Below are 22,648 nucleotides of genomic sequence, written 5' to 3' on the forward strand. Positions count from 1 at the left end.
ACGTTACGGTAAATAGGTCAGCTGGGGTTTTAATTAAATCCGCATCAACCAATTGCTCAACAAGCTTGTCACCCAAACCATCAACATTTAGCGCTTTACGCGATGCAAAATGTTTAATTGCTTCTTTACGCTGTGCACCGCAATACAAACCCGCGGTACAACGCACTGTTGCTTCACCTTCGATACGCTCTACTTCAGAGTCACATACCGGGCATGTGGCCGGGAATACGATATCTTGGGCATCATCTGGGCGGCGCTCTAACATAACGCGAGCAACCTGCGGGATCACATCACCAGCACGGCGAATGATCACCTGATCTTTAATTTTAATGCCTAAACGGGCAATTTCATCGGAATTATGTAGCGTGGCATTACTTACTGTCACACCACCAACAAACACAGGTTCTAAACGGGCGACGGGCGTGATCGCGCCGGTACGACCAACTTGGAATTCAACATCGAGTAATGTGGTGATCTCTTCTTGGGCTGGAAACTTATGTGACGTTGCCCAACGTGGTGCACGCGCCACAAAACCCAGGGTTTTCTGTAGGGCTAAATCATCCACTTTATACACCACACCATCAATGTCATACGACAGTGAATCACGGCGTTCACCAATCTGCTCATAGAAGTCCAAGCAACCTTGGTAACCCATAGCGACCGTCACATCAGCACAAACAGGGATACCCCATAACTTCAATTTCTGTAAGTTTTCAGCATGAGAATTTGATAACCCCTTACCTTCTACCTCACCTTCCACGACACCTAATGAATATGCATTAAACGCTAACGGACGGCTTGCCGCAATCTTAGGGTCAAGCTGACGTAAACTACCTGCAGCGGCATTACGCGGGTTAACAAAGGTCTTCTCACCTTTCTTTTTAGCATTAACATTTAACAGATCAAAGCCCGCTTTCGGCATGAACACTTCACCACGTACTTCTAAACGCTCAGGGAAGTCATTACCACGTAAACGTAATGGAATTGATTTAATGGTTTTTACATTTTCAGAAATATCTTCGCCGATCTGACCATCGCCACGGGTTGCGGCACGCACAAAAACGCCATTTTCATACAGAATGCTCACGGCAAGACCATCTAGCTTTGGCTCACAACTAAACTTGATCTCAGCTTTAGTCAGTAAGCGATCTTGTAGACGCTTTTCAAATGCCAATAGCTCTTCTGCAGAGAACACATTATCCAATGATAACATCGGTATTTCGTGCTGAATCTGGCTAAATCCAGTAAGCGCTTCACCACCCACTTTTTGGGTTGGTGATGTGGCTAATGCAAGTTCAGGAAATTCAGTTTCGAGCTGTTTTAGTTCACGTAATAAACGGTCATATTCCGCATCCGGTACGGTCGGGTTATCTAACACGTAATATTGGTGATTATACTCTTCAAGTTGCAGTGTTAAGGTTTGAATTTGCTTTGCTTGTTCTTTCATATTTATTTCCGAAGATCAAAAAAAGCCCCACCGAAGTGAGGCATTTATCTGGATAATATTGTTTACTTTACTAACGCTATTAATGAGTAATAGATTAGTGGGCTTTTTTGGCTAATGCTTTACTTTCTAATTGGCGAATGAACACCTGTTCTTGCTTGATTGCATCTTCTGTTAATGGGTTGCGTGATCCATCCATTAATAAACCATCAACACCTTCTGCAATGCGCTCTGCCGCACTTAACATCAGGCTATAATTGTGTGATGCTTGGCCTGCGCATGGGAACATCATGAATAATGAGACACCAGGAGATTCAAACTGCTCCATAGTATCAAGATCAAATACACCGGGTTTAACCATATTGGCAAGACTAAAGATAACGGCGTCTTTACCCGCGGCATCAACATGGCGGTGAAAAATATCCATTGCACCAAATTTGAAACCAAATGCAGACAATTCTTGTAACAATTCAGCACCCGCAATATGGCTGCCTTCACGCGCCATAATATTGATGACAAATACGGCTTCATCAGCGACTTCATCGTCAGCTGGGGCGCTAGTATTAGTATTAGCAACAGGGTCATTGAGAGCGCTATCATCTACAGAATCAAGGTCAACAACCGTCTCGCTATGTGGTATAGACTCGAGTTCAACTTCCACCGCAGCGGCCGCTTGTACACTAACGACATCATAGCTTAAATCGTCTTGAACAGCATCATCAGCACCTGCTACTATAACTGGAGGCTCGACATCTATTGCAGAAAAAGAGTCCGTTACTACTGTCACGCTTTGTGCTGCAACTGGTTCGGCTTGAATGGCTGTACTATTTATAGTACTAGTCTCTACTGCAGTACTTTTTATAACCGCACTCTGTATAGCACCACTATTTATGGCAGAGCTTTTTATAGCACCACCATTTATAGCAGAAAACTGCGGCTCAATTTTTTCAACCGAAACGGGTGCTGGTTCAGTGATGTTAACGTTCATGGTCGGTTCTACTGACTTAGTCACAACGCGTTTTTCACCGATGCCATCAAGGTCAAAGCCCTGCTTGTCTTTTACCTGGAGATCAACTCTACCCAAGGGTTTATCTTTTAATGGTTTTACTTGATTCTTTTTATTTGACCAAAGTCCATGAGCAATTAAAGCAGCAATTGCAATAAACCCTAGAATGATGAGAACAAGTCGCAAATCTTGCATAACAGCCTATCTCTTAATGTTAATTGTCTGTAAGTTCTACCGCAGCCGAAATATCGACAGCGACGATTCGAGAGACCCCTGGTTCATGCATGGTCACTCCTATTAATTGCTGAGCCATTTCCATAGCTAACTTATTATGACTGATATAAATAAATTGTACTGTTTCTGACATCTCCTGAACCAGTTTACAAAAACGCCCCACATTTAATTCATCGAGTGGCGCATCAACTTCATCCAACATACAAAATGGCGCAGGGTTTAACCTAAAGATCGCAAATACTAACGACAAGGCAGTCAGTGCTTTCTCACCACCTGAAAGTAACGAAATACGCGCATTTTTCTTGCCAGGCGGTCGCGCCATAATCGTTACACCCGTGTCTAATAAATTGCCCGATGTCAGCTCTAACCAAGCCGCACCACCACCAAACACTTTAGGGAATAACGTTTTAAAATCACTGTTAATTTTTTCAAACGTGGTCGCAAAACGCGCCCGAGTTTGTTTATCTATTTTAACAATCGCTGCTTCTAACGTCTCAATGGCTTTTTCTAAGTCATCGGTTTGTTCGTCTAAATATTGCTTACGCTGCGATTGTTGTTCAAATTCTTCGACAGCAGCAAGGTTCACTGCGCCTATCTTCTGTAATTGCGTTTCAAACTGTTTAAGCTGTTGCTGGTATTCTTTCAGCGTTAATATGTTAACACACTCACGTTTTAATGTGTCTACATCAACATGGTCATCCGCAATTTGTTGATATAATAGCTGTTCTTTCGCTTTGTTGTTAGCCTGTTTTAAATCTAACTGTTGGACTTTGTCTTTCACTTTTAAGTTACTTGTCATTATCCTAGCACGTTTTTCTTCAACATCACGCTTACCGTTAACCAGTTTCATACGTGTTGCTTTCTTCACGTTATTGTCATTTTCGATGGCAATTTGTTTCTCAGCGGCAATCGCGCGTGCCGTTTCTAACTGCTGCAAGTTTTCAGCATATAACGAGCTGTCACCTAATGCAGCAATATCTTGCAAAATAGTTTGATATTGAGCGTCTGTTTTGGCGATGAGTTGCTGCTGCTTCTCTATTTCAACCGTAAACTTGGTTTTAACCAAGAGTAATTGTTGAACTTGTTTCTCGAGCACTTGCTGTTCTTGTAAAAACTTCGCTTTATCGGCTTTGGCCGCTTCCGATTTTTGAATCAAGCTATCATCATTGGCTAGCTGTGCAATCGCAGCCTGCGTCGACACTATTTGTGCATTAAATCGCTGAACCTCTTCTGCTTCAAGCGCTAATAAGTTATTCAGTGTTAATAAACGTGTGTTTAGCTGCTCATGCGTAAGTTGCCATTGGGCTTGCTGTTGCTGCAATAACCCCAGTTCAACCGTTAGCTGCTGCACTTCGCTTTGCTTGTCATGCACGTTGTTTTGCATCAGCTCAATTTGATGCTGGTATTCACCCTGAGTCACCCTAAGCGCAGTCAATTGATTGTGCTGTTTGTCCAGCAAGGTTTCAATTGCTAATAAACGCCCCTGCAACTGTGACGCTTGTAGTTGCATTTCAATTCGTCCCTGCGGCAATGACACGTTAGCTTTGCCGTGTTGTGATAACCAGCCACCTTCATCGGTAAACCAATCGCCATGCGCAGTGATATAACTGTATTCACTGTCGCTTTCGACGCCCGCTTTGGCATCATTCGTGCTGGCGACACAAGTCACTTGATTTAGCTGACGGTTAAATAAATTATTTTTTACCTTATCGGCTAACGAACCTGCACGTGCCGCACATTGACTGGGTTTGAACCACTGTAATGCCGGCAGTTCATTTAAGTCAAACCGGGCAAGTTGTTCGTCACTAATACAATAAGCATCCAGCCAGTTGGCAAGCACCTTCTCAACGGCGGCTTCCCAACCGGGTTCTACATCTAATTGCTGTAATAACTTTAACGGGATCGACTCGAAATTGCATTCTAACCACGTATGGGCGTGATCAGCATGCTCAGCTTTGTGTAATAACTCGGCGATCACACTCAGCGAGGCTTTTATTTCAGTTTGTTCTGCGACGCCGCTACTGATGTTTGCTTCGAGTTCGGAGACCTGCTTATTGATACCTTGAAAGCCGTTATTGAGTCCGGCTAATTCATGAGCAAGCTGCGTTTCTTGTGATTGTAACTGTTGCTGCGACGCTGTTTTATCAATAATGACGGTTTGTTTGCTGTGCTGAGCAAGTTGCAGCTGCTCTTCTACTAGCTCACTACGTTGCTGTTTACTTTTATTCAGTACTGATTCTGCACTTGTTACGGCATTGCTCAGTACATCGAGTTTACTGCCAAAACGCTGTACTTTTTCAAGGTATACCGCATGTTGTGCCATTGCTTGATCACTGTTCACTGTTGCCGATGCTAATGATTGTTCAATCACTAATAACGCTGCAGACAGTCGGTTGTGATCCAACTCCGCCGTTTTCGCTTGCTGCTGATGTGTGTGTAACTGGGCTTGTTCTTCTTGCAGTAAGCGCTGTAGTTTTTCACTTTGCTGTTGATATTCTTGCTGTTTACCTGCCGATTCTTGCTTACGAGCTTGATGATGCAGTATCTGTTGTTCGATCTTAGTCAGCTCTGTACCTTGTAAATAAAACGCCTGCTGCTGATTTTCGATCAATACCGTTAGTTCATTTAACTGTACGTCAAAGTCGGTGATCTGGGTTTGCAGTTTAGTGGCCGTAGCAGCTAACTTCTCTTGTTCATTCATCAGCACTAACTTTTGCTGGGCAAGCTGATTAATCGAACGTTCTACATCATATATCTGTACTAAACCAAGCCGACTTTTGGCTTCACGCTGCTGTTGCTTTAACCCTCTAAACTGTTGCGCGACCGCAGATTGCACTTTTAACTTATCAATCTGCACGCCTAATTCAATGCGAATATCAGCAAGACGATTTAAGTTATCTTTGGTTTGATTGATGCGTTGTTCTGTTTCGCGACGTTTTTCTTTATATTTAGAAATACCTGCCGCTTCTTCGATAAAATGACGTAATTCATGCGGTTTAGATTCGATTAAGCGTGAGATCATGCCCTGTTCGATGATCGCATAACTACGCGGTCCTAAACCTGTACCTAAAAACAGTTCAGTGACATCTTTACGGCGACATTTTTTGCCATTGAGATAATATTGATTAGTACCATCACGGTATAACTCGCGACGAATAGACACTTCATTATATTGCAATAAAGCATGGTCAATACGTTGTTGGGCATTATCAAATAACAACTCAACACTGGCTCTTGAGACAGGCGCACGCCCCACTGAACCGTTAAAAATAACGTCAGACATCGAATCACCACGCAAGTGCTTAGCCGAGCTTTCGCCCAGCACCCAACGCACTGCATCAATAATATTCGATTTACCACAGCCATTAGGGCCAACAACCGCAGTCATATCATGGGGGAAATGCAGTTCTGTCGTATCAACAAACGACTTAAAGCCTGATATTTTTATCTTTTTAAGGTACATAGCAAACAACGCATATAGAATAACCAGAAAACTTTAGCAGATGTGTCTGCAATATTAAAGATTCGTCGGGGTAGAATATAAAAGCTGCTGCTTTTTACTGCACTTTTCACCTCAATCGGGGTCTCTTTTAATGCAATGATAGATGCACCATAACAACCACATGCTAAGATGCTCCACATAAACCACTCACAAGGCGCCATAGAATATGCTTTCAGTAAAACCATCGTTATCGGGGGTTCATTATTTCTTACAAGGTTTCGACTTGATCCGTCAGCCTAAGTTAAGACCTTTTGTATTGATCCCATTATTAGTGAATCTCATTTTGTTTTCGGTTAGTTTTTACTTATTGTTTCAACAAATCGACGTGTGGCTAGTACAATTAGAAGCAAGCTTAGACTGGTTTAGCTGGTTAGTTTATATCATCAAACCCCTTGCCTTTATTCTCATCTTACTGGTGTTTGGATTCTTTTTTGGTGCTATTGCCAATATTATCGCCGCCCCGTTTAATGGCTTATTAGCAGAACAAACCGAATTATTGTTAAGCAATAAACCGTTACCGGAAAGCAGCATCAAAGATATCTTGTTAGATATTCCGCGTGTACTGACGCGCGAACTGAAAAAAATAAAATACTACATCCCGCGTGCGATAGGTTTACTGCTGTTATTCTTCATTCCGGTGGTCGGACAAACAGTTGCACCTGTGCTGTGGTTCATCTTTACGGCCTGGATGCTGGCTATTCAATATGCCGATTATACTTTTGATAATAACAAAGTCGGCTTTGACGAGATGCGCAGTGAACTGTCATCAAACCGTATGCAGTCGTTAAGCTTTGGCTCTATGGTGGCACTGTGTCAGTCTATTCCCGTGGTTAATTTCATGATTATGCCTGTTGCTGTGTGTGGCGCAACAGCAATGTGGGTTAGCAATAGCGATAACGCGCAGTAACGTAAGCTAGTCTCTGATATAGCATCTTGAAGTAGTTTGGGTATACCAAAAAGACCCCGTTAAACTCTTTCTTTACAGTGAGTAACGGGGTCTTTTTATTTACGCTAACGTTTTAGTTTTAGCTTTATCTATTAACGATTAACAGCGTTTTAGTACCAGTGAGCCTACTGAATAACCCGCACCAAACGAACAAATTAATCCTAGGTCGCCACTTTCAACACCGTTTTGGTGTAAATGGAAAGCAATAATAGAACCTGCTGACGCTGTATTTGCGTATGTATCTAGAATAATAGGCGCTTCTGTTGCTGATGGATCACGACCCAATAACTTCTTCGCTAAATAGTTATTCATGTTGATATTGGCTTGATGTAACCACAGGCGTTTAAAGTCACTTGCTTGTAAGTCTAAACCGCTAAGTTGTTCGGTGATCAAGTTATAAACCGTCGGTAGTACTTCTTTAAATACCTTACGACCATTTTGCATAAAGAAGCTTGAATCAGCGTTAATATCAGCGCCTTCACTGCGACTTAAATAGCCTAAGTTATTGCGGATATTATTTGAATACTGGGTAAACAATTTGCTATCAATGATTTCATAACAATTATCGCTTGTTGCTGTGGCTTTATCTTCAATCACTACCGCAGTACAAACATCACCGAAAATGAAGTGACTGTCGCGATCTTTAAAGTTTAAGTGTGCAGAACAAATCTCAGGGTTAACCACTAACGCCGCTTTACTACGCCCTGATTTAACCGCATCCATGGCATTAGCAATGGCAAAGGTTGCCGACGAACACGCCACACTCATATCATAAGCGAAACCGTTAGCACCCAAATAATGTTGCAGTTCAACCGCCATTGCCGGGTACGCGCGTTGGAAACCTGACGCAGCAAAAATAATTAAATCGATGTCTTGTGCTTCTTTATTCGCAGCGGCTAATGCTTGCTTTGCGGCAACCAGTGCCATTTGTACCGTAATACTCGGTTCATCATCGCTAATAGGTTGAAATACCGGGCGCATGATCGCAGGATCTAAAATACCCGCTTTGCTCATCACAAAACGACTTTTAATACCCGATGCTTTTTCAATAAACTCACTGCTTGAGTGCGCTTTCGCCGTTACTTCACCCGCTTCAATTGCCGCTGTATTGTCAGCATTAAAATTATCAACGTAACAATTAAAGCTTGTTACTAGTTCATCATTGCTGATTGCATCAGGAGGGGTAAATAAACCACTACCACTAATTACTACATTACTCATAACATTGTCCTTTAGCGACTCGTTACACACAGTCCTTTCATCACTTATATGCATAGTCACTATCAGCTAAATTGGGATACAGAGAGCACTAAACTAAAGCAAACTGTTAGCTAGATCTAGTTACCCATCCGACAAAAATGAAAAAATACTCCCCTGTTATCAAATAACACGCGTTAAAAATGCGGGGCAAACGCTAAATTATAGAATAAACAAGGAACTAATCTATCACATTTGGTCTATATATAGAGTGGACTCAACGCAATACGTCAGCCAATTAAGAATTTATATAGCTAAAATTAATTTGAGGCTAAATTATAATGTCAGCACTGTGCATAACGAATGGTTATAAGTGCTTATCATTTTAGAACCTAACGATATAACAAAACAGCATTTTCAATTTTCAAACTTATCAGTATGCTTAAGCTATAAGTTAGTAAGCTAGTTAGTAAACTAATAAAAAATAAGTTACGAGTATTCATTCATATAGGGAAATCCCATGAGCCAAATTTTACAAGACAACAGTTTTTCAATTGGTAATACACCGCTAGTGCGTTTAAACCGTGTGACGACAGGCAACGTATTTGCAAAAGTAGAAAGCCGTAATCCAAGTGCAAGTGTTAAATGCCGTATCGGTGCCAACATGATCTGGCAAGCAGAGAAAGACGGTCTCTTAAAAGAAGGCATTGATATCGTTGAACCAACAAGTGGTAATACCGGTATTGCGTTAGCATTTGTTGCCGCTGCTCGTGGTTATAAACTCACATTAACAATGCCAAACACGATGAGCCTTGAGCGTCGTAAACTGCTTAAAGCATTAGGTGCGAACCTCGTATTAACAGATGGCGCTAAAGGCATGAAAGGCGCGATTGATAAAGCCACAGAAATTCGTGACGCAAACCCTGAAACAACGATTTTATTACAACAGTTTGAAAACCCGGCTAACCCAGCGATCCATGAGCAAACAACGGGCCCAGAAATCTGGGAAGCAACTGACGGTCAAATTGACGTATTAGTATCAGGTGTAGGTACTGGTGGTACGATCACCGGTGTAAGCCGTTACATTAAACTAAATAAAGGTAAAGACTTAGTATCTGTTGCCGTTGAGCCAACGAACTCACCCGTTATTACCCAAGCGAAAGCCGGTGAAGCATTAACGCCTGGTCCACATAAGATCCAAGGTATTGGTGCGGGCTTCATTCCTGGTAACCTAGATTTAGAAATGGTTGACCGTGTAGAGCTAGTATCAAACGAAGACTCTATCGAAATGGCACAACGTCTAATGAAAGAAGAAGGTATCTTAGCGGGTATTTCTTCTGGTGCAGCTGTTGTTGCCGCAGCACGTTTAGCTGCATTACCAGAATTCGCTGATAAAAATATCGTTGTAATCTTACCATCGTCAGGTGAGCGTTATTTAACTACAGCGTTATTTGATGGCGTATTTACTGAGCAAGAGCTCCAACAATAGTCACAACCATATTGTTATAGTTACAACAGCAGTCTAGCAGTAACAATAAATTAACAAGATTAACAAAAGCCGCACTAGCGGCTTTTTTTTGTACAAGCCACTTTATTTCCCTGGGTTGATAGCCGTCACACTTTCCTCTTTTTGTTGTAATTAAACTACAACACAGGCCTTAATTAGGGGTAATATACTTACATCGCATTGTTTTGTCGTAAAACTTACGAAAACATGATCTATAACCATAGATTTAATTAAAAAAAGTTATTTTACTCTGTAAAATTAGATTACACTTACACTTGTGGTTATAGTAAAACACTATTTTTAGAATCATTATTTTAAGGAAAAGTCATGTACCAAAAATCAGTTGTAATTATCGCACCAAACGGTCTTCACACTCGCCCAGCTGCTCTTTTCGTAAAAAAAGCAAAAGAATTCGAGTCAAAAGTTTCAGTTGAAGCTAGCGGTAAATCTGCAAGTGCTACAAGCTTATTTAAACTACAAACGTTAGGCCTTTCTAAAGGTGTAACTATGACTATTTCTGCTGAAGGTACTGACGAGCAAGCGGCTGTTGAAGCACTCGTTGCTCTTATGGATGTTTTAGAATAAACCCCATCCGTTATTAACGTATTTTTTGTATTGAAGTAAGGAAAGGTTATGATATCAGGCATTCTCGCCTCACCAGGTATTGCTTTTGGTAAAGCACAATTATTCATTAATGAAGAAATTGTACTTAATAAACAAACTATTGAAACTGCACAGATCGATGAACAAATAGCTATCTTTTTAGCTGCTAGGGATAAGTCTGCTATACAGCTTGAAGCTATCACGGAAATGGCACGCCAAACATTTGGCGACGAGAAAGCTGAAATCTTCGAAGGACACATGATGTTACTTGAAGACGAAGAGCTCGAAGAAGATATCGTAACCTTTATTAAAAAAAATAAAGCATCGGCAGACTTTGCAATTCACAGCATCATTGAAGAAAATGCTGAAATGATGGCTGCATTAGACGACCCGTATTTAAGAGAACGCGCTGCGGATTTCCGTGATATCGGTAATCGTATCGTAAAAAATGCCCTCGGCATGGAAATGGTGTCACTAAGCGCAATCAAAGAACAAGTGATTCTAATCGCCAGCGATTTAACACCGTCAGAAACAGCACAAATTAACCTAGATAAGATCTTAGGTTTTGTGACTGACTTAGGTGGCCGTACTGCACATACATCAATCATGGCGCGTTCATTAGAACTTCCTGCGATTGTTGGTACAGGCAACGTAACTCAAATCGTCAAATCAGGTGACTTCGTTATTCTTGATGCCATTAACAATAACCTTATTGTTAATCCATCAGAAGACGTCATCAAAGAATACAAAGCAACTCAAGCACAGTACCTTGCTGACAAAGCTGAGCTGCTTAAAATGAAAGACTTACCTGCAATTACGCTAGATGGTCACCACGTAGAAGTGTGTGGCAATGTTGGTACAGTAAAAGACTGTGCTGGTGTAATTCGTAACGGCGGTGAAGGCGTTGGTCTTTACCGTACCGAATTCCTATTTATGGATCGCGATAGCTTACCAACTGAAGATGAACAGTTCGAAGCATACAAAGCGGTTGCAGAAAGCATGAATGGCCAAGGCGTGATCATTCGTACGATGGATATTGGTGGCGATAAAGACCTACCATATCTAAACTTACCAAAAGAAATGAACCCATTCTTGGGTTGGCGCGCGATCCGAATCTGTTTCGACCGTCCAGAAATCATGAACGCACAGCTACGCGCTATCTTACGTGCCTCTGCATTTGGTAAAGTCCGCATTATGTTCCCAATGATTATTTCTGTAGAAGAAGTACGTCAACTTAAGGACATTATGACGACACTGAAAGCGGAACTAACCGCTGAAGGTCTCGCTTTTGATGAAGCAATCGAAACAGGTGTAATGGTAGAAACGCCAGCAGCTGCAGCAATTGCTCATCACCTAATTAAAGAAGTAGACTTCTTCAGTATTGGTACTAACGATTTAACGCAGTACACACTCGCGGTAGACCGTGGTAACGAGATGATCTCAGACCTGTATAACCCAATGACGCCAGCGGTACTAACGCTGATTAAACAGGTTATCGATGCTTCACATGCTGCAGGCAAGTGGACAGGTATGTGTGGTGAACTTGCGGGTGACGAAACAGCAACACTGCTATTACTCGGTATGGGTTTAGATGAGTTCTCGATGAGCGGCATCTCAATTCCTAAAGTGAAGAAAACTATTCGTAATGCTAATTTCGCTGACGTTAAAGTGTTAGCAGACCAAGCATTAAGCTGTGCAACGGCAGATGAAATCCAAGAGCTAATCGCTCAATTCACTAAACAGCGCGCTGCTTGCTAATTATTTCAGTTGTCATAGCATCAAATATCGAAAGATAATGTTATGATGACAACGTAAAGTCATTGGTTATGCACTCGTTTATAACCAATGACTATGTCTACCAAATTCTAGGAGTTAAAAATGGGATTATTCGATAAATTAAAAAAACTGGTTTCAGACGACAGTAAAGACAGCAATACGTTACACATTGTTTCTCCACTTGCCGGTGAAATCGTTGCTATCGAAGATGTGCCAGATGTTATCTTTGCTGAGAAAATTGTTGGTGATGGTATCGCTATCAACCCAACAGGTAACAAACTAGTTGCGCCAGTAACAGGTGAGATCGTAAAAATTTACGAAACTAACCACGCATTCGCAATTCGTTCAGACGAAGGCCTAGAAGTACTAGTGCATTTCGGTTTAGATACAGTTGAATTACGCGGTGAAGGCTTCACACGTATCGCTGAAGAAGGTCAACATATCAAAGCTGGTGAAACTATCATTGAATTCGATCTTGAATTATTGAAGGCAAAAGCTAAATCAGTAATCACACCGTGTATCATCTCAAACATGGATGAAATCAAGAGCATGGAGAAATTCTCTGGTTCAGTTAAACTAGGTGAAACTATTGTTCTTAAAGTGATTAAAGACTAGTTCTTAATCACTTTAAGTATGAAAAAAAAGAGCTATAAGTAGCTCTTTTTTTTCGCCTGCATTTTATCAGTCTAGACCTCGTCATTATACCTACCCAACAGCCATATTCAGTAACTAGATTTATAACCGAGCTAACTTATTATAAGAATTCAACGAATTGTATAATCATTATTATCACTTAACGTAAATGGTTTTTAAATTCAATAGGTTAGATGTTTTCAGCGTAATCCATCAAAAAAAAACGCAATTCATCATATTTATTTCAATCAATCACCTACCATTGACATATATCAAAAGAAGTACCCAACAAGTGGTATAGCATTTAATGAAATCATTATACTGTTATATCGAGATAAAAATGAAAATGAAAAAACGCTATTTCGCAGCTTGTTTATTAGTTGCCATAGCATTCGGCTGGTTAACGCTGGGTGGGACCGCTTATGTAATGAAAAAAACATCATCCACAGAATTTTGTATCTCCTGCCATACAATGCAGATCCCTTATGAAGAATACCAAGGGTCTATTCATTTCAGTAATGCTAAAGGTATCCGCGCAGAATGTGCCGACTGTCATATCCCTAGCAATCCTATCGATTATCTCATTACCAAAATTCTAGCATCTAAAGACATCTACCATGAATTTGTAACCGGTAAAATTGATACCGAAGAAAAATATGAAGAACACCGCATGGTGATGGCTGAAACCGTGTGGGCACAAATGCGCGCCAATGACTCAGTCACCTGCCGCTCTTGCCACGTACGTGATGCAATGGACTCATTTGAGCAATCAGAAGACGCTGTGAAAATGCATGAATTTGCAAAAGAAAATGGCCAGACCTGTATCGATTGCCACAAAGGTGTCGCGCATTTCCCACCAGAAGCAGAAATGGACAGTGAAGCATTTGATAACTTACTCGCTAAAACTGCAGAGACAAATAATACCGCAACCTTAGTTTATCCTGTTGCAGCCATCGTGATGGGCGATTTCGGCATGATTAATCCTGCGACTAAATTAACCGTTATTGAAACCAATGAGACCAGCAGAAAAGTTCAAATTGACGCTTATCAGATGCACGGTGCAGAAAAAGTGTTGTATGTCGGTAACGGTCAGCGTGCGATTGTTGCGACGTTAACTCAGCAAGGTCAAGCCGCATTAACGGTCGGTGATTTCAAAGAAGATGAATATGGTAACCACTGGCGTACCGCAAGTCTCATTGCTGACATTGATGCCCAAGTACTTAGCGATATAACGCCTCTATGGAAGTATGCAGAGCAGCTAGATACGGTGTACTGCTCGGGTTGTCACGCCAAAATTGGCGCAAACCATTTCACCGTCAATGCTTGGGGTCCCGTAGCTAAAGGCATGGGTGAACGCACCGACATATCAGAAGAAGACCTTGAAATTCTTACTAAATATTTCCAAGCTAACGCGAAAGATATTGTTAAGCACTAATTTATATAGCCAATACATCAAGTGATTATTGGCTAGCCATTTTCGACAATTATTACGTCAAATATGATGATAAGGAATAGAATTATGACTGGATTTTCTCGTCGTGGATTTCTCAAAAGCGCTGCATTAACAACTGGTGCTGCCGCTATTACTTCAGTAACACCGCTGCCCGCATTTGCAGCAAAAGGCAAAGACTCTCTGATCCTGACTGCAGGTCGCTGGGGAGCAATGCAAGTTAAAACAAAAGATGGTCGCATTGTTTCATCAAAAGGCGCTCTAGCAAAAACAGTTGCTAATAGCCTGCAAACCACGGCTGCCGACCAAGTACATACTCAAGCACGCATCAAATACCCTATGGTACGTAAAGGCTTCCTTGCGACTCCAGGTACACCAGATGGTAAACGTGGTAACGATGAATTTGTTCGCGTATCTTGGGACAAAGCATATCAATTGATCCACGAGCAACAATCTCGAATTCGTAACGAACATGGACCCGCTGCAATTTTTGCTGGTTCATATGGCTGGCGTTCAAGTGGCGTGTTACACAAAGCACAAACATTACTACAACGCTACATGAGTATGGCTGGCGGTTACTCAGGTCATTTAGGTGATTACTCAACAGGTGCAGCACAAGTTATTATGCCGCACGTAATGGGCTCAATTGAAGTGTATGAGCAACAGACAACCCACCCTGTTATTTTAGAGCACAGTGATGTGGTTGTTATGTGGGGTATTAACCCATTAAATACCCTTAAAATCGCTTGGAGCTCAACCGATGAATCGGGACTAGAATTCTTCCACAAGCTGAAAAAATCAGGTAAAACCATTATTGCTATCGACCCGATGAAATCAGAAACCATTGAGTTCTTTGGTGATAAAGCACTATGGGTTGCACCACATCCAGGTACTGACGTAGCAATGATGCTGGGTATCGCCCATACATTAGTTTCTAAAAAACAACATGATGTAGACTTCTTAACTAAATACACGTCTGGTTACGATAAATTTGAAGAGTATTTATTAGGTAAAAAAGATGGTGTAGCGAAGACGGCAGCTTGGGCAGAGAATATCTGCGGCGTATCCGTTAAACAACTTGAAGCATTAGCAAATATATTCAGTCAAAACCGTACTATGCTAATGGGCGGCTGGGGCATGCAGCGCCAGCAGTATGGTGAGCAAAAACACTGGATGATGGCAACACTCGCCGCTATGCTTGGGCAAATAGGTCTAGAAGGTGGTGGTTTTGGGTTATCTTACCATTATTCTAATGGTGGCAACCCGACTCGTGACGGTGGCGTACTTCCGGCGATTTCATCCACTCTCGGCGGTGGTTCATCAGCCGGTAATGATTGGGCGGTATCTGGAGCAGTCAATAGCCTCCCTGTTGCTCGCATTGTCGAAGCCTTAGAAGCGCCAAATAAAAAATACCAACATAATGGCCATGAACTGAGCTTCCCTGATATCAAAATGATCTGGTGGGCAGGCGGTGGTAACTTTACTCATCACCAAGACGTTAATCGCCTGATCAAAGCATGGCAAAAGCCCGAAATGATCGTGATCTCAGAACCTTATTGGACTGCTGCGGCAAAACACGCAGATATCGTCTTGCCGATCACAACGTCTTTCGAACGTAATGATCTTACCATGACAGGTGACTACAGCAATCAACATCTTATTCCGATGAAGCAGGTTGTTAAACCACAATTTGAAGCTCGTAATGATTTTGACGTATTTGCAGATATGGCAGAATTAATTAAACCCGGTGGCCATGAAGTATTTACTGAAGGTAAGTCAGAAATGGATTGGCTGAAAGGTTTCTATACACAAGCACAAAAAGGCGCCGTAAAAGCACGTGTACGCATGCCTAAGTTTGGTGCGTTCTGGAAGAAAAACGAACTTATTGAAATGAAAGTTAATAAGAAAAACACTAAATTCGTTCGTCATGCCGCATTCCGTAAAGACCCGATCATGAACCCGTTAGGTACGCCAAGTGGTAAAATAGAGATTTTCTCTAAAACTATCGAAGGTTACGGCTATCAAGATTGCCCGGCTCACCCAACATGGTTAGCACCGACAGAATGGGTAGGCAACGCGAAAGATGGTGAATTACAGCTAATGACATCTCATGCTGCACATCGATTACATAGCCAGCTCAATTATGCAAAATTACGTGAACTCTATGCGATTGCTAATCGTGAGCCTATTACCATACACCCTGCAGACGCAGCAGCACACGGGATCAAAAATGGAGATTTAGTCCGAGCCTTTAATGATCGTGGTGAAGTATTAGTTGGCGCTTTAGTCGCTAACGTTATCAAACAAGGTTCTGTTTGTATCCATGAAGGGGCGTGGCTAGATTTAGATAAACCAAATGGTATCTGTAAAAATGGTAATCCAAATGTGTTGACTAATGATATTCCGACATCACAGCTTGCGAATGGTTGTGCGGCTAACTCATCACTAGTGAAAATTGAAAAATACACAGGTATAGCACCAAGTTTAACCGCGTTTACGCCACCACAAGGCGCATAATTTAAGCCGATAAAGAAGAAGTGAGCGAGTCGGTTAGCAACCGTATTGCTCATCTTTATTTATGCCTATAACAATGAAAACATAAACAGGTATCACATTCTTTTAGCCGGGCACAAATAACTGCATCACCGTACAGTTTCGTCCCTCTCTTTTTGCTTGATATAGGGCTTTATCTGCCTCTTCTTCCAAGGCAAAAACATTCACACTTTGGCCAACACTGATACCGATACTCGCGGTTACCTTTATCGCTAACGCTTGTTTTTTGATCGTATGGTCCATAATGGCAAGACGGATTGTCTCAGCTAAATTCTCCATCGTTTTAGCTGATATCAAAGGTGAATAAATACTGAACTCTTCGCCACCAGTTCGAGCATAAACACACGTTGAGCCACACGCCTTAGCAATGATCGTCGCAATGTCTTGAATCACCAAATCACCGGTCGCATGACCATATTCATCATTCACATTTTTAAAGTTGTCTATATCAAGGATCATAACAGCCGCTTCTTTATGTGGTATTAAGGCGGCAATAGCATGTTGATAACCACGACGATTATAAATATTAGCCAGAGGATCAATAAACGACATGTGCTGCAATGAGAAGGCATTGCGTTGTGTACAGAACATCAAATAACAGAAAACAAGAAAGCACTGGCTCATTAATAAGTTAATAGAAGCAATAGCAGTAGAGAACTCAATGCTATTCACTATGCTCGGCTCACGCATTAATAGTCCGACACGAATGACGTTTAACACCAATACTAATCCGCCAGTAAACAAACAAATAAGCCGACTGATACCGTATTGCTTGGCTTGACAGCTTAATAAATAAGAAGCATTGAAGAGCAAACTGATTGAGATAGAAACCGTAAGCACAATAACGCTGTACAGTATTGGCGTTACTGCTGTAAGCCCATAGAAATACAACGGCCCGATCAGAAATAACTGAGCACCATAGAGCCAAAATAAGGAGTTTTGAATCTTCAAAAATCGATGAAAACCATGCGCAATGAGGCAAACAGCACAACATAATAATATATTCGGGAGCATGGTATTCAGCCAGGCATTACTGGCATAATTATCAAGCTTAAAAACCCATAACTGCTCCGCCATAATGGAGGCATACACTAATATAATCAGGGTAGCGAAAAGCCAATGAGTGACCCCGTCATAACGTCGATTACCCACCCAAATACATAACATGATTACTGATAGAAATGAGAGCCCTATCGCAGTAAAAATTGCGATGGAAAATAGGTCTAGTATGGCTAAGGGCATGGTGGAAATTTAACTCTTGTATTGATGATACTTAACGCTTTTAGTTACGAGTGAATTTACCGTATAACCAGAGGTTAGGCAAGCCTATTAATGTAAGTTCGGCCATGTTCAATAGCCTGCACAAATCAAATAAGCCAAACCCACAGGTACAACAATAAGTAAAACCTATCAAAACTTAATGTTTAATCGATTAGACCAATTTAACGATATTTTGCATAATAGCTACATCAAGACGACACAGGCACAACGTCTTCACCAAATTTACTTTTATAGAAACCACTTACTTTTATAGAAAACATTTTAAAGCAAACAGCTTTATATCAAACCACTTATAACAAACACAGGTTAGCTTAATTAATAGCTACATTAAGGAATATATTATGACGACATTAATATCGAAAGAAGGCCAAGCAGTACCACAAGTTACATTCCCAATCCGTCAAGGCGATGCATGGGTTAACCGTACTACAGAAGAATTATTTGCTAACAAAACTGTGATTGTATTCAGTCTGCCAGGCGCATTCACACCAACGTGTTCTTCAAGCCATTTGCCCCGTTACAACGAACTAGCTAACGTATTTTCAGCACACGGCGTTGATGACATTTTATGTGTATCAGTCAACGATACATTCGTGATGAACGCATGGAAAGATGACCAAGAAGCTGAAAATATTACCTTCATCCCAGACGGTAACAGTGAGTTTTCTGCAGGCATGGGCATGTTAGTCGACAAGTCCGATATCGGTTTTGGCAAGCGTTCATGGCGTTACAGCATGCTGGTTAAAAACGGTGTGGTAGCAAAAATGTTCATCGAAGCTGACGAACCAGGCGACCCGTTCAACGTATCTGATGCTGACACTATGCTAGGTTATGTTGCACCAGAATATAAAGTGCAAGAATCAATCACGGTATTTACTAAACCGGGCTGTCCGTTCTGCGCAAAAGCAAAACAAACCTTAATCGACCAAGGTTTAAATTACGAAGAAGTGGTACTCGGTAAAGACGCAACCACTGTTAGCCTACGTGCCGTAACGGGTCAAAGCACAGTGCCACAAATCTTTATCGGTGGTAAACATATCGGTGGTAGTGAAGCGCTAGAAGCACACTTCGCTTAATATCAACTACACTTACAATATCGTATAGCGAGTCTCACATACCGCTATACGTTAGAAATAACAAAGGAAGCAACAATGCTTCCTTTTTTCGTTTTTCATTTGTCGATAACGTCGCGATTAATCAATGATTTTTGAAACTTTGCCTTGCTCAAATTCATAAACGATCGTACCAAATCGATTTTCCCAGTATCTCCAGCTATCTAGTTTTAGACTCGCGGTTCTGTGGGCTGGCGGAAAACCACGGCTAATAATAACCGCATCTTTCGTCATACCAACAACAACGTCACCTTGCTCAATCGCGGTGGTTTCTAATGCGCTAAATTGCGTTAAGTTAACCTGTTTCAAGGCAAAACTACGCGTCATCAGCGCAGGTACATCTACTTTAGTAAACTTATCAATATTCTTTAACTTAATAACACGACCATCATAGTTAAAGGTAATTGCCGAAGCATCAACACCCGAGATCTGCACTGCTGAGTTAACCGGAATATGTTCGCCACGTTTATAGTTCGTTGCAATCACATTACCTTTCTCAGTCCACATCCCCACTTGTGTATATAGCGTTGTGTTGTTATCAATCATTGTTTGCTGCTCAGCTGGTAACTGCACAGTTGCACACCCGCTCATAACCATAGCGACGATCGCTAATCCAATCAGTTTTATTTTGTGTATCATGCTCACCTTAGCCTCTTATTAACTTTTAACTTAAATCTTAAATCTTAAATCTTAAATCTTAAATCTTAAAGACTCTAGCAACATCTTGTAACGACGTAGCCAATTGCGCCTGTTCTTTGGCTGTTATCGCAATTTGGTTAGCCCCGGTTGCAGACTCCATTGATTTTTGCTTCACATCAACAATATTTTCAGCGACATCTTGGGTTACAATCGACTGCTCTTCAATCGCAGTCGCAACTTGCTCTGTCATGGCAAAAATTTGATTTACTGCTGTAGTAATATCTCGCAGTGTTTGCGCCACTTCGTCGGATTTACTCACTGCATCTGCGGCTTTACTCTGACTCACTTCAATCACATTAAAGGCTGCATTCACATCGTTCTGTAATGCACTAATAAAACTTTCAATCTCAGCGGTAGAATCTTGTGTTCGTTTCGCAAGCGTACGAACTTCATCTGCAACAACAGCAAAACCACGCCCTTGTTCACCCGCTCGTGCCGCTTCAATCGCCGCATTCAAGGCTAATAAGTTAGTTTGGTCAGCAACCGATTTAATCACATCAACCATATTGGTAATGTTATTACTACTTTGATGTAAGCTATTAATGCGTTGCGCTAAACTATCAATTTCACTGGCCAGGGTTTTAATTGACGCTGATGACTGCTGTACAATCTCATAGCCATCACTCGCTTGTGCATCCACTTCTCTTGCCGAATCTGCGGTCAACTGGGTGTTTTGCGCCACTTCTTTCACTGTGGCTGATAGTTCTTCAATCGCGGTAGCAATTAGGCTAATACCATCTTGCTGCTCAGCTAATGACGTCGAGCTATACACACAGGTTTGCGCCGTTTCTTCTGCTGCCGATGCCAGAGTGATACTTGATGTCGAAATGTTATCCATCGCGCCAGCAAATTGCGATAATGTCAGATTCAAAGCGGTGGCAATTTGACCTAACTCGCTCTCGCCTGCAAGTTGTGTTTGTACCGTCAAATCATTATTGTCACGTACTTCGGTCATCACATCCATCAGCTCTTTTACCCGCGATAATAAATCTCGCACCGTGATAAAACTAATCACCGCTGAAATCACAATAATCAACACACTAAATACAATGTTCATTGTCAATGCCGTAACCGCGTTATTACGATTGGTATTAACTAAATTCAACAGTGATAATTCGAGCTCATCTTGGATCTTCTTCAACTGACCAATCCGCGCACTTGCTTGACCAAACCAATACTCAGCATCGACATTAAAATCACTTGATTTCGTTTCAGCAATGTTTCTTAACGTCATCACTTCTTTTACCGCTGCAGTATTTAGTTGCTGGTCAAAAAACCGATTATTACTACTGGTAGCAAAGGTTTTAAAACTCTCAAAATAAGTATCTTGCTCAACCACTAACGAAATGAACTTAACAAAATCCCCCGTCCCGAAATGATCTTTAGAAAAGGCATTACTTAATACTGCACGTTCGATGCCGGCGCGCTCTTTGCCTTGTAAAAAGTTGTAATAGGCAACTGTCTCGGCGGTGATACTTGCATCTGTACTGATATCGACAATCAAGCCTGACACGCTCAATAATTTAGTATTTAACTGGGTGTAATAACGCAACGCCGATGCTAATTGGATATTTTTCGCATCCACTTTATTACGAATACCAGTAAGCATAGAAAGGTCTTGCTGAATGCGCGCTTGTAATTGCTTAATGTGACTGTCGGTCACTTCATTTTGTTGCAAGAAACGCATCATTTCGGCCTGTTTAACATCGGTATCGGTGCGTTGCTTACGTAGTTTACTCGCAAACTTGGTGCCGTCAGAGCCGATAAAACCGGCTGTCATGCCGCGTTCTTTTTGTATCTCATGGACTAATTCACTGTACTCGACAGAAAGCTCGGTATACTGCGTTAGAATAGACATCTCTTTACTAGTGGCAACGCTTTGCGAAAGTGAAGTAATGCTCAGCCACAAAAAACCCAACATGGGTAAAGCCAGTAACATAATAATTTTATGCTTAAACGAGATATCTGAAAATTTCATATTCATTCCTGATTGCTTAACTAAAATTACAACACGTTTTGTGAACTCTGTTGCAAAATATAATACGAGAATGATACCTATTTATTTCTTTTTTGTATAAACAATTATACAACAAAATGATATACATCAATTTTACATAATTATATTAAGCGGTATTTTTATGACTGTCTGAATAACAAACAACTAAGAGAAAAGAACAAAACACCCACTTAATATCAATAAGTTCACCCGGTAGCCTTCACAAATGGGATGCGATAAACCCACCTTGAAAAGACATAGTTAAAACCTATCAAATAATTAACTTTAATCTACTGTACCTATTAAACTCTATTATGCATAATAGCGGCATCAACACGAGGTATCTACTTCGTGCCCCAATTTTCACTAAAATAAGCGCGACAAACGACACTCGTTTTCGCCATACGTTTTCTAAGGCTAAATTATGAATATGATAAATGTAGATGTAGCAGTTATTGGTGGTGGTACAGCTGGACTTGGTGCATATCGCGCAGCAAAAGCACATTCAGAAAGTGTCGTGATCATCGAAGGTGGTCCGTATGGCACTACCTGTGCGCGTGTTGGTTGTATGCCATCGAAACTGCTTATCGCCGCGGCAGAAAGTGTCCATCAAATAAAAAAAGCTCCAGGTTTCGGTATCCACCCACAGGGTGAAACGATCATTAACGGGGTCGAAGTGATGGCGCGAGTTAAACGAGAACGCGACCGC

16 protein-coding genes are annotated in these 22,648 nt (G+C 41.4%); 9 read left to right on the forward strand and 7 right to left on the reverse strand.

The features are described from left to right. The 3 genes from ligA to smc form a co-directional block, all read right to left on the reverse strand. The coding region (gene ligA / locus PE36_RS20625) for an NAD-dependent DNA ligase LigA (RefSeq protein WP_006034035.1) at positions 1–1,447 on the reverse strand (1,447 nt) is incomplete at its 3' end. A gap of 94 nt (positions 1,448–1,541) precedes the next feature. Continuing rightward, positions 1,542–2,645 carry a cell division protein ZipA gene (gene zipA / locus PE36_RS20630; RefSeq protein ID WP_006034036.1) on the reverse strand — a complete coding sequence of 368 codons (1,104 nt, stop codon included), beginning with the start codon at positions 2,643–2,645 and terminating at the stop codon, positions 1,542–1,544. Between the two features lie 19 nt (positions 2,646–2,664). Next, complete coding sequence (gene smc / locus PE36_RS20635) at positions 2,665–6,147, reverse strand: chromosome segregation protein SMC (RefSeq protein ID WP_006034037.1); 3,483 nt, start codon at positions 6,145–6,147, stop codon at positions 2,665–2,667. Between the two features lie 205 nt (positions 6,148–6,352). Between smc and cysZ the strand changes: the two genes are divergently transcribed. Further along, positions 6,353–7,093, forward strand: coding sequence for a sulfate transporter CysZ (cysZ, locus tag PE36_RS20645; RefSeq protein ID WP_006034039.1), 741 nt, complete (start codon positions 6,353–6,355; stop codon positions 7,091–7,093). 138 nt (positions 7,094–7,231) lie between these two features. On the opposite strand, the gene PE36_RS20650 is transcribed toward cysZ, so the two are convergent. Further along, the gene (locus PE36_RS20650) at positions 7,232–8,353 is read right to left on the reverse strand and encodes a beta-ketoacyl-ACP synthase III (RefSeq protein ID WP_006034040.1); all 1,122 of its coding nucleotides are present in this window, start codon (positions 8,351–8,353) and stop codon (positions 7,232–7,234) included. 496 nt (positions 8,354–8,849) lie between these two features. Between PE36_RS20650 and cysK the strand changes: the two genes are divergently transcribed. The 6 genes from cysK (at position 8,850) to PE36_RS20680 (ending at position 16,815) form a co-directional block, all read left to right on the forward strand. Then, complete coding sequence (gene cysK, locus PE36_RS20655) at positions 8,850–9,818, forward strand: cysteine synthase A (protein WP_006034041.1); 969 nt, start codon at positions 8,850–8,852, stop codon at positions 9,816–9,818. A 345-nt stretch (positions 9,819–10,163) separates the two neighbouring features. Beyond that, positions 10,164–10,421, forward strand: coding sequence for an HPr family phosphocarrier protein (locus tag PE36_RS20660; protein ID WP_006034042.1), 258 nt, complete (start codon positions 10,164–10,166; stop codon positions 10,419–10,421). Positions 10,422–10,469: 48 nt separating this feature from the next. Continuing rightward, entirely contained in the window at positions 10,470–12,197 is a 1,728-nt protein-coding gene (ptsI, locus tag PE36_RS20665) for a phosphoenolpyruvate-protein phosphotransferase PtsI (RefSeq protein WP_006034043.1), read from the forward strand. Between the two features lie 120 nt (positions 12,198–12,317). Next, entirely contained in the window at positions 12,318–12,830 is a 513-nt protein-coding gene (gene crr, locus PE36_RS20670) for a PTS glucose transporter subunit IIA (protein WP_006034044.1), read from the forward strand. A gap of 358 nt (positions 12,831–13,188) precedes the next feature. Next, positions 13,189–14,283: a NapC/NirT family cytochrome c gene (locus PE36_RS20675; protein WP_043994924.1), complete on the forward strand. Its 1,095-nt coding sequence runs from the start codon at positions 13,189–13,191 to the stop codon at positions 14,281–14,283. 84 nt (positions 14,284–14,367) lie between these two features. After that, positions 14,368–16,815: a trimethylamine-N-oxide reductase 2 gene (locus PE36_RS20680; protein ID WP_006034046.1), complete on the forward strand. Its 2,448-nt coding sequence runs from the start codon at positions 14,368–14,370 to the stop codon at positions 16,813–16,815. A gap of 102 nt (positions 16,816–16,917) precedes the next feature. Here PE36_RS20680 and PE36_RS20685 read toward each other — a convergent pair whose 3' ends face one another. Beyond that, complete coding sequence (locus PE36_RS20685; RefSeq protein WP_232286620.1) at positions 16,918–17,928, reverse strand: GGDEF domain-containing protein; 1,011 nt, start codon at positions 17,926–17,928, stop codon at positions 16,918–16,920. A gap of 545 nt (positions 17,929–18,473) precedes the next feature. Between PE36_RS20685 and PE36_RS20690 the strand changes: the two genes are divergently transcribed. Further along, the gene (locus PE36_RS20690) at positions 18,474–19,208 is read left to right on the forward strand and encodes a glutathione peroxidase (RefSeq protein WP_006034049.1); all 735 of its coding nucleotides are present in this window, start codon (positions 18,474–18,476) and stop codon (positions 19,206–19,208) included. A 117-nt stretch (positions 19,209–19,325) separates the two neighbouring features. Here the strand turns inward: PE36_RS20690 and PE36_RS20695 are convergent, their stop codons facing one another. Together PE36_RS20695 and PE36_RS20700 are read right to left on the reverse strand one after the other, a co-directional pair. Then, positions 19,326–19,883 (reverse strand): hypothetical protein, encoded by a 558-nt coding sequence (locus PE36_RS20695; protein WP_006034050.1) that lies wholly within the window; start codon positions 19,881–19,883, stop codon positions 19,326–19,328. A gap of 58 nt (positions 19,884–19,941) precedes the next feature. Then, positions 19,942–21,921 (reverse strand): methyl-accepting chemotaxis protein, encoded by a 1,980-nt coding sequence (locus PE36_RS20700; protein WP_043994926.1) that lies wholly within the window; start codon positions 21,919–21,921, stop codon positions 19,942–19,944. 442 nt (positions 21,922–22,363) lie between these two features. Between PE36_RS20700 and PE36_RS20705 the strand changes: the two genes are divergently transcribed. Further along, positions 22,364–22,648: FAD-dependent oxidoreductase (locus PE36_RS20705; RefSeq protein WP_006034052.1), on the forward strand; the 285-nt coding region annotated here is incomplete at its 3' end.

Source organism: Moritella sp. PE36, from assembly GCF_000170855.1.
Taxonomy (GTDB): Bacteria; Pseudomonadota; Gammaproteobacteria; order Enterobacterales; family Moritellaceae; genus Moritella.

Bases quoted from the DNA above. Each gene is read 5' to 3' on its own strand.
- crr (WP_006034044.1), top strand. From the start codon at position 12,318: ATGGGATTATTCGATAAATTAAAAAAACTGGTTTCAGACGACAGTAAA.
- zipA (WP_006034036.1), bottom strand. From the start codon at position 2,645: ATGCAAGATTTGCGACTTGTTCTCATCATTCTAGGGTTTATTGCAATT.
- PE36_RS20695 (WP_006034050.1), bottom strand. From the start codon at position 19,883: ATGATACACAAAATAAAACTGATTGGATTAGCGATCGTCGCTATGGTT.
- ptsI (WP_006034043.1), top strand. From the start codon at position 10,470: ATGATATCAGGCATTCTCGCCTCACCAGGTATTGCTTTTGGTAAAGCA.
- smc (WP_006034037.1), bottom strand. From the start codon at position 6,147: ATGTACCTTAAAAAGATAAAAATATCAGGCTTTAAGTCGTTTGTTGAT.
- PE36_RS20690 (WP_006034049.1), top strand. From the start codon at position 18,474: ATGACGACATTAATATCGAAAGAAGGCCAAGCAGTACCACAAGTTACA.
- cysK (WP_006034041.1), top strand. From the start codon at position 8,850: ATGAGCCAAATTTTACAAGACAACAGTTTTTCAATTGGTAATACACCG.
- PE36_RS20680 (WP_006034046.1), top strand. From the start codon at position 14,368: ATGACTGGATTTTCTCGTCGTGGATTTCTCAAAAGCGCTGCATTAACA.
- PE36_RS20660 (WP_006034042.1), top strand. From the start codon at position 10,164: ATGTACCAAAAATCAGTTGTAATTATCGCACCAAACGGTCTTCACACT.
- cysZ (WP_006034039.1), top strand. From the start codon at position 6,353: ATGCTTTCAGTAAAACCATCGTTATCGGGGGTTCATTATTTCTTACAA.
- PE36_RS20685 (WP_232286620.1), bottom strand. From the start codon at position 17,928: ATGGCGGAGCAGTTATGGGTTTTTAAGCTTGATAATTATGCCAGTAAT.
- PE36_RS20700 (WP_043994926.1), bottom strand. From the start codon at position 21,921: ATGAAATTTTCAGATATCTCGTTTAAGCATAAAATTATTATGTTACTG.
- PE36_RS20650 (WP_006034040.1), bottom strand. From the start codon at position 8,353: ATGAGTAATGTAGTAATTAGTGGTAGTGGTTTATTTACCCCTCCTGAT.
- PE36_RS20675 (WP_043994924.1), top strand. From the start codon at position 13,189: ATGAAAATGAAAAAACGCTATTTCGCAGCTTGTTTATTAGTTGCCATA.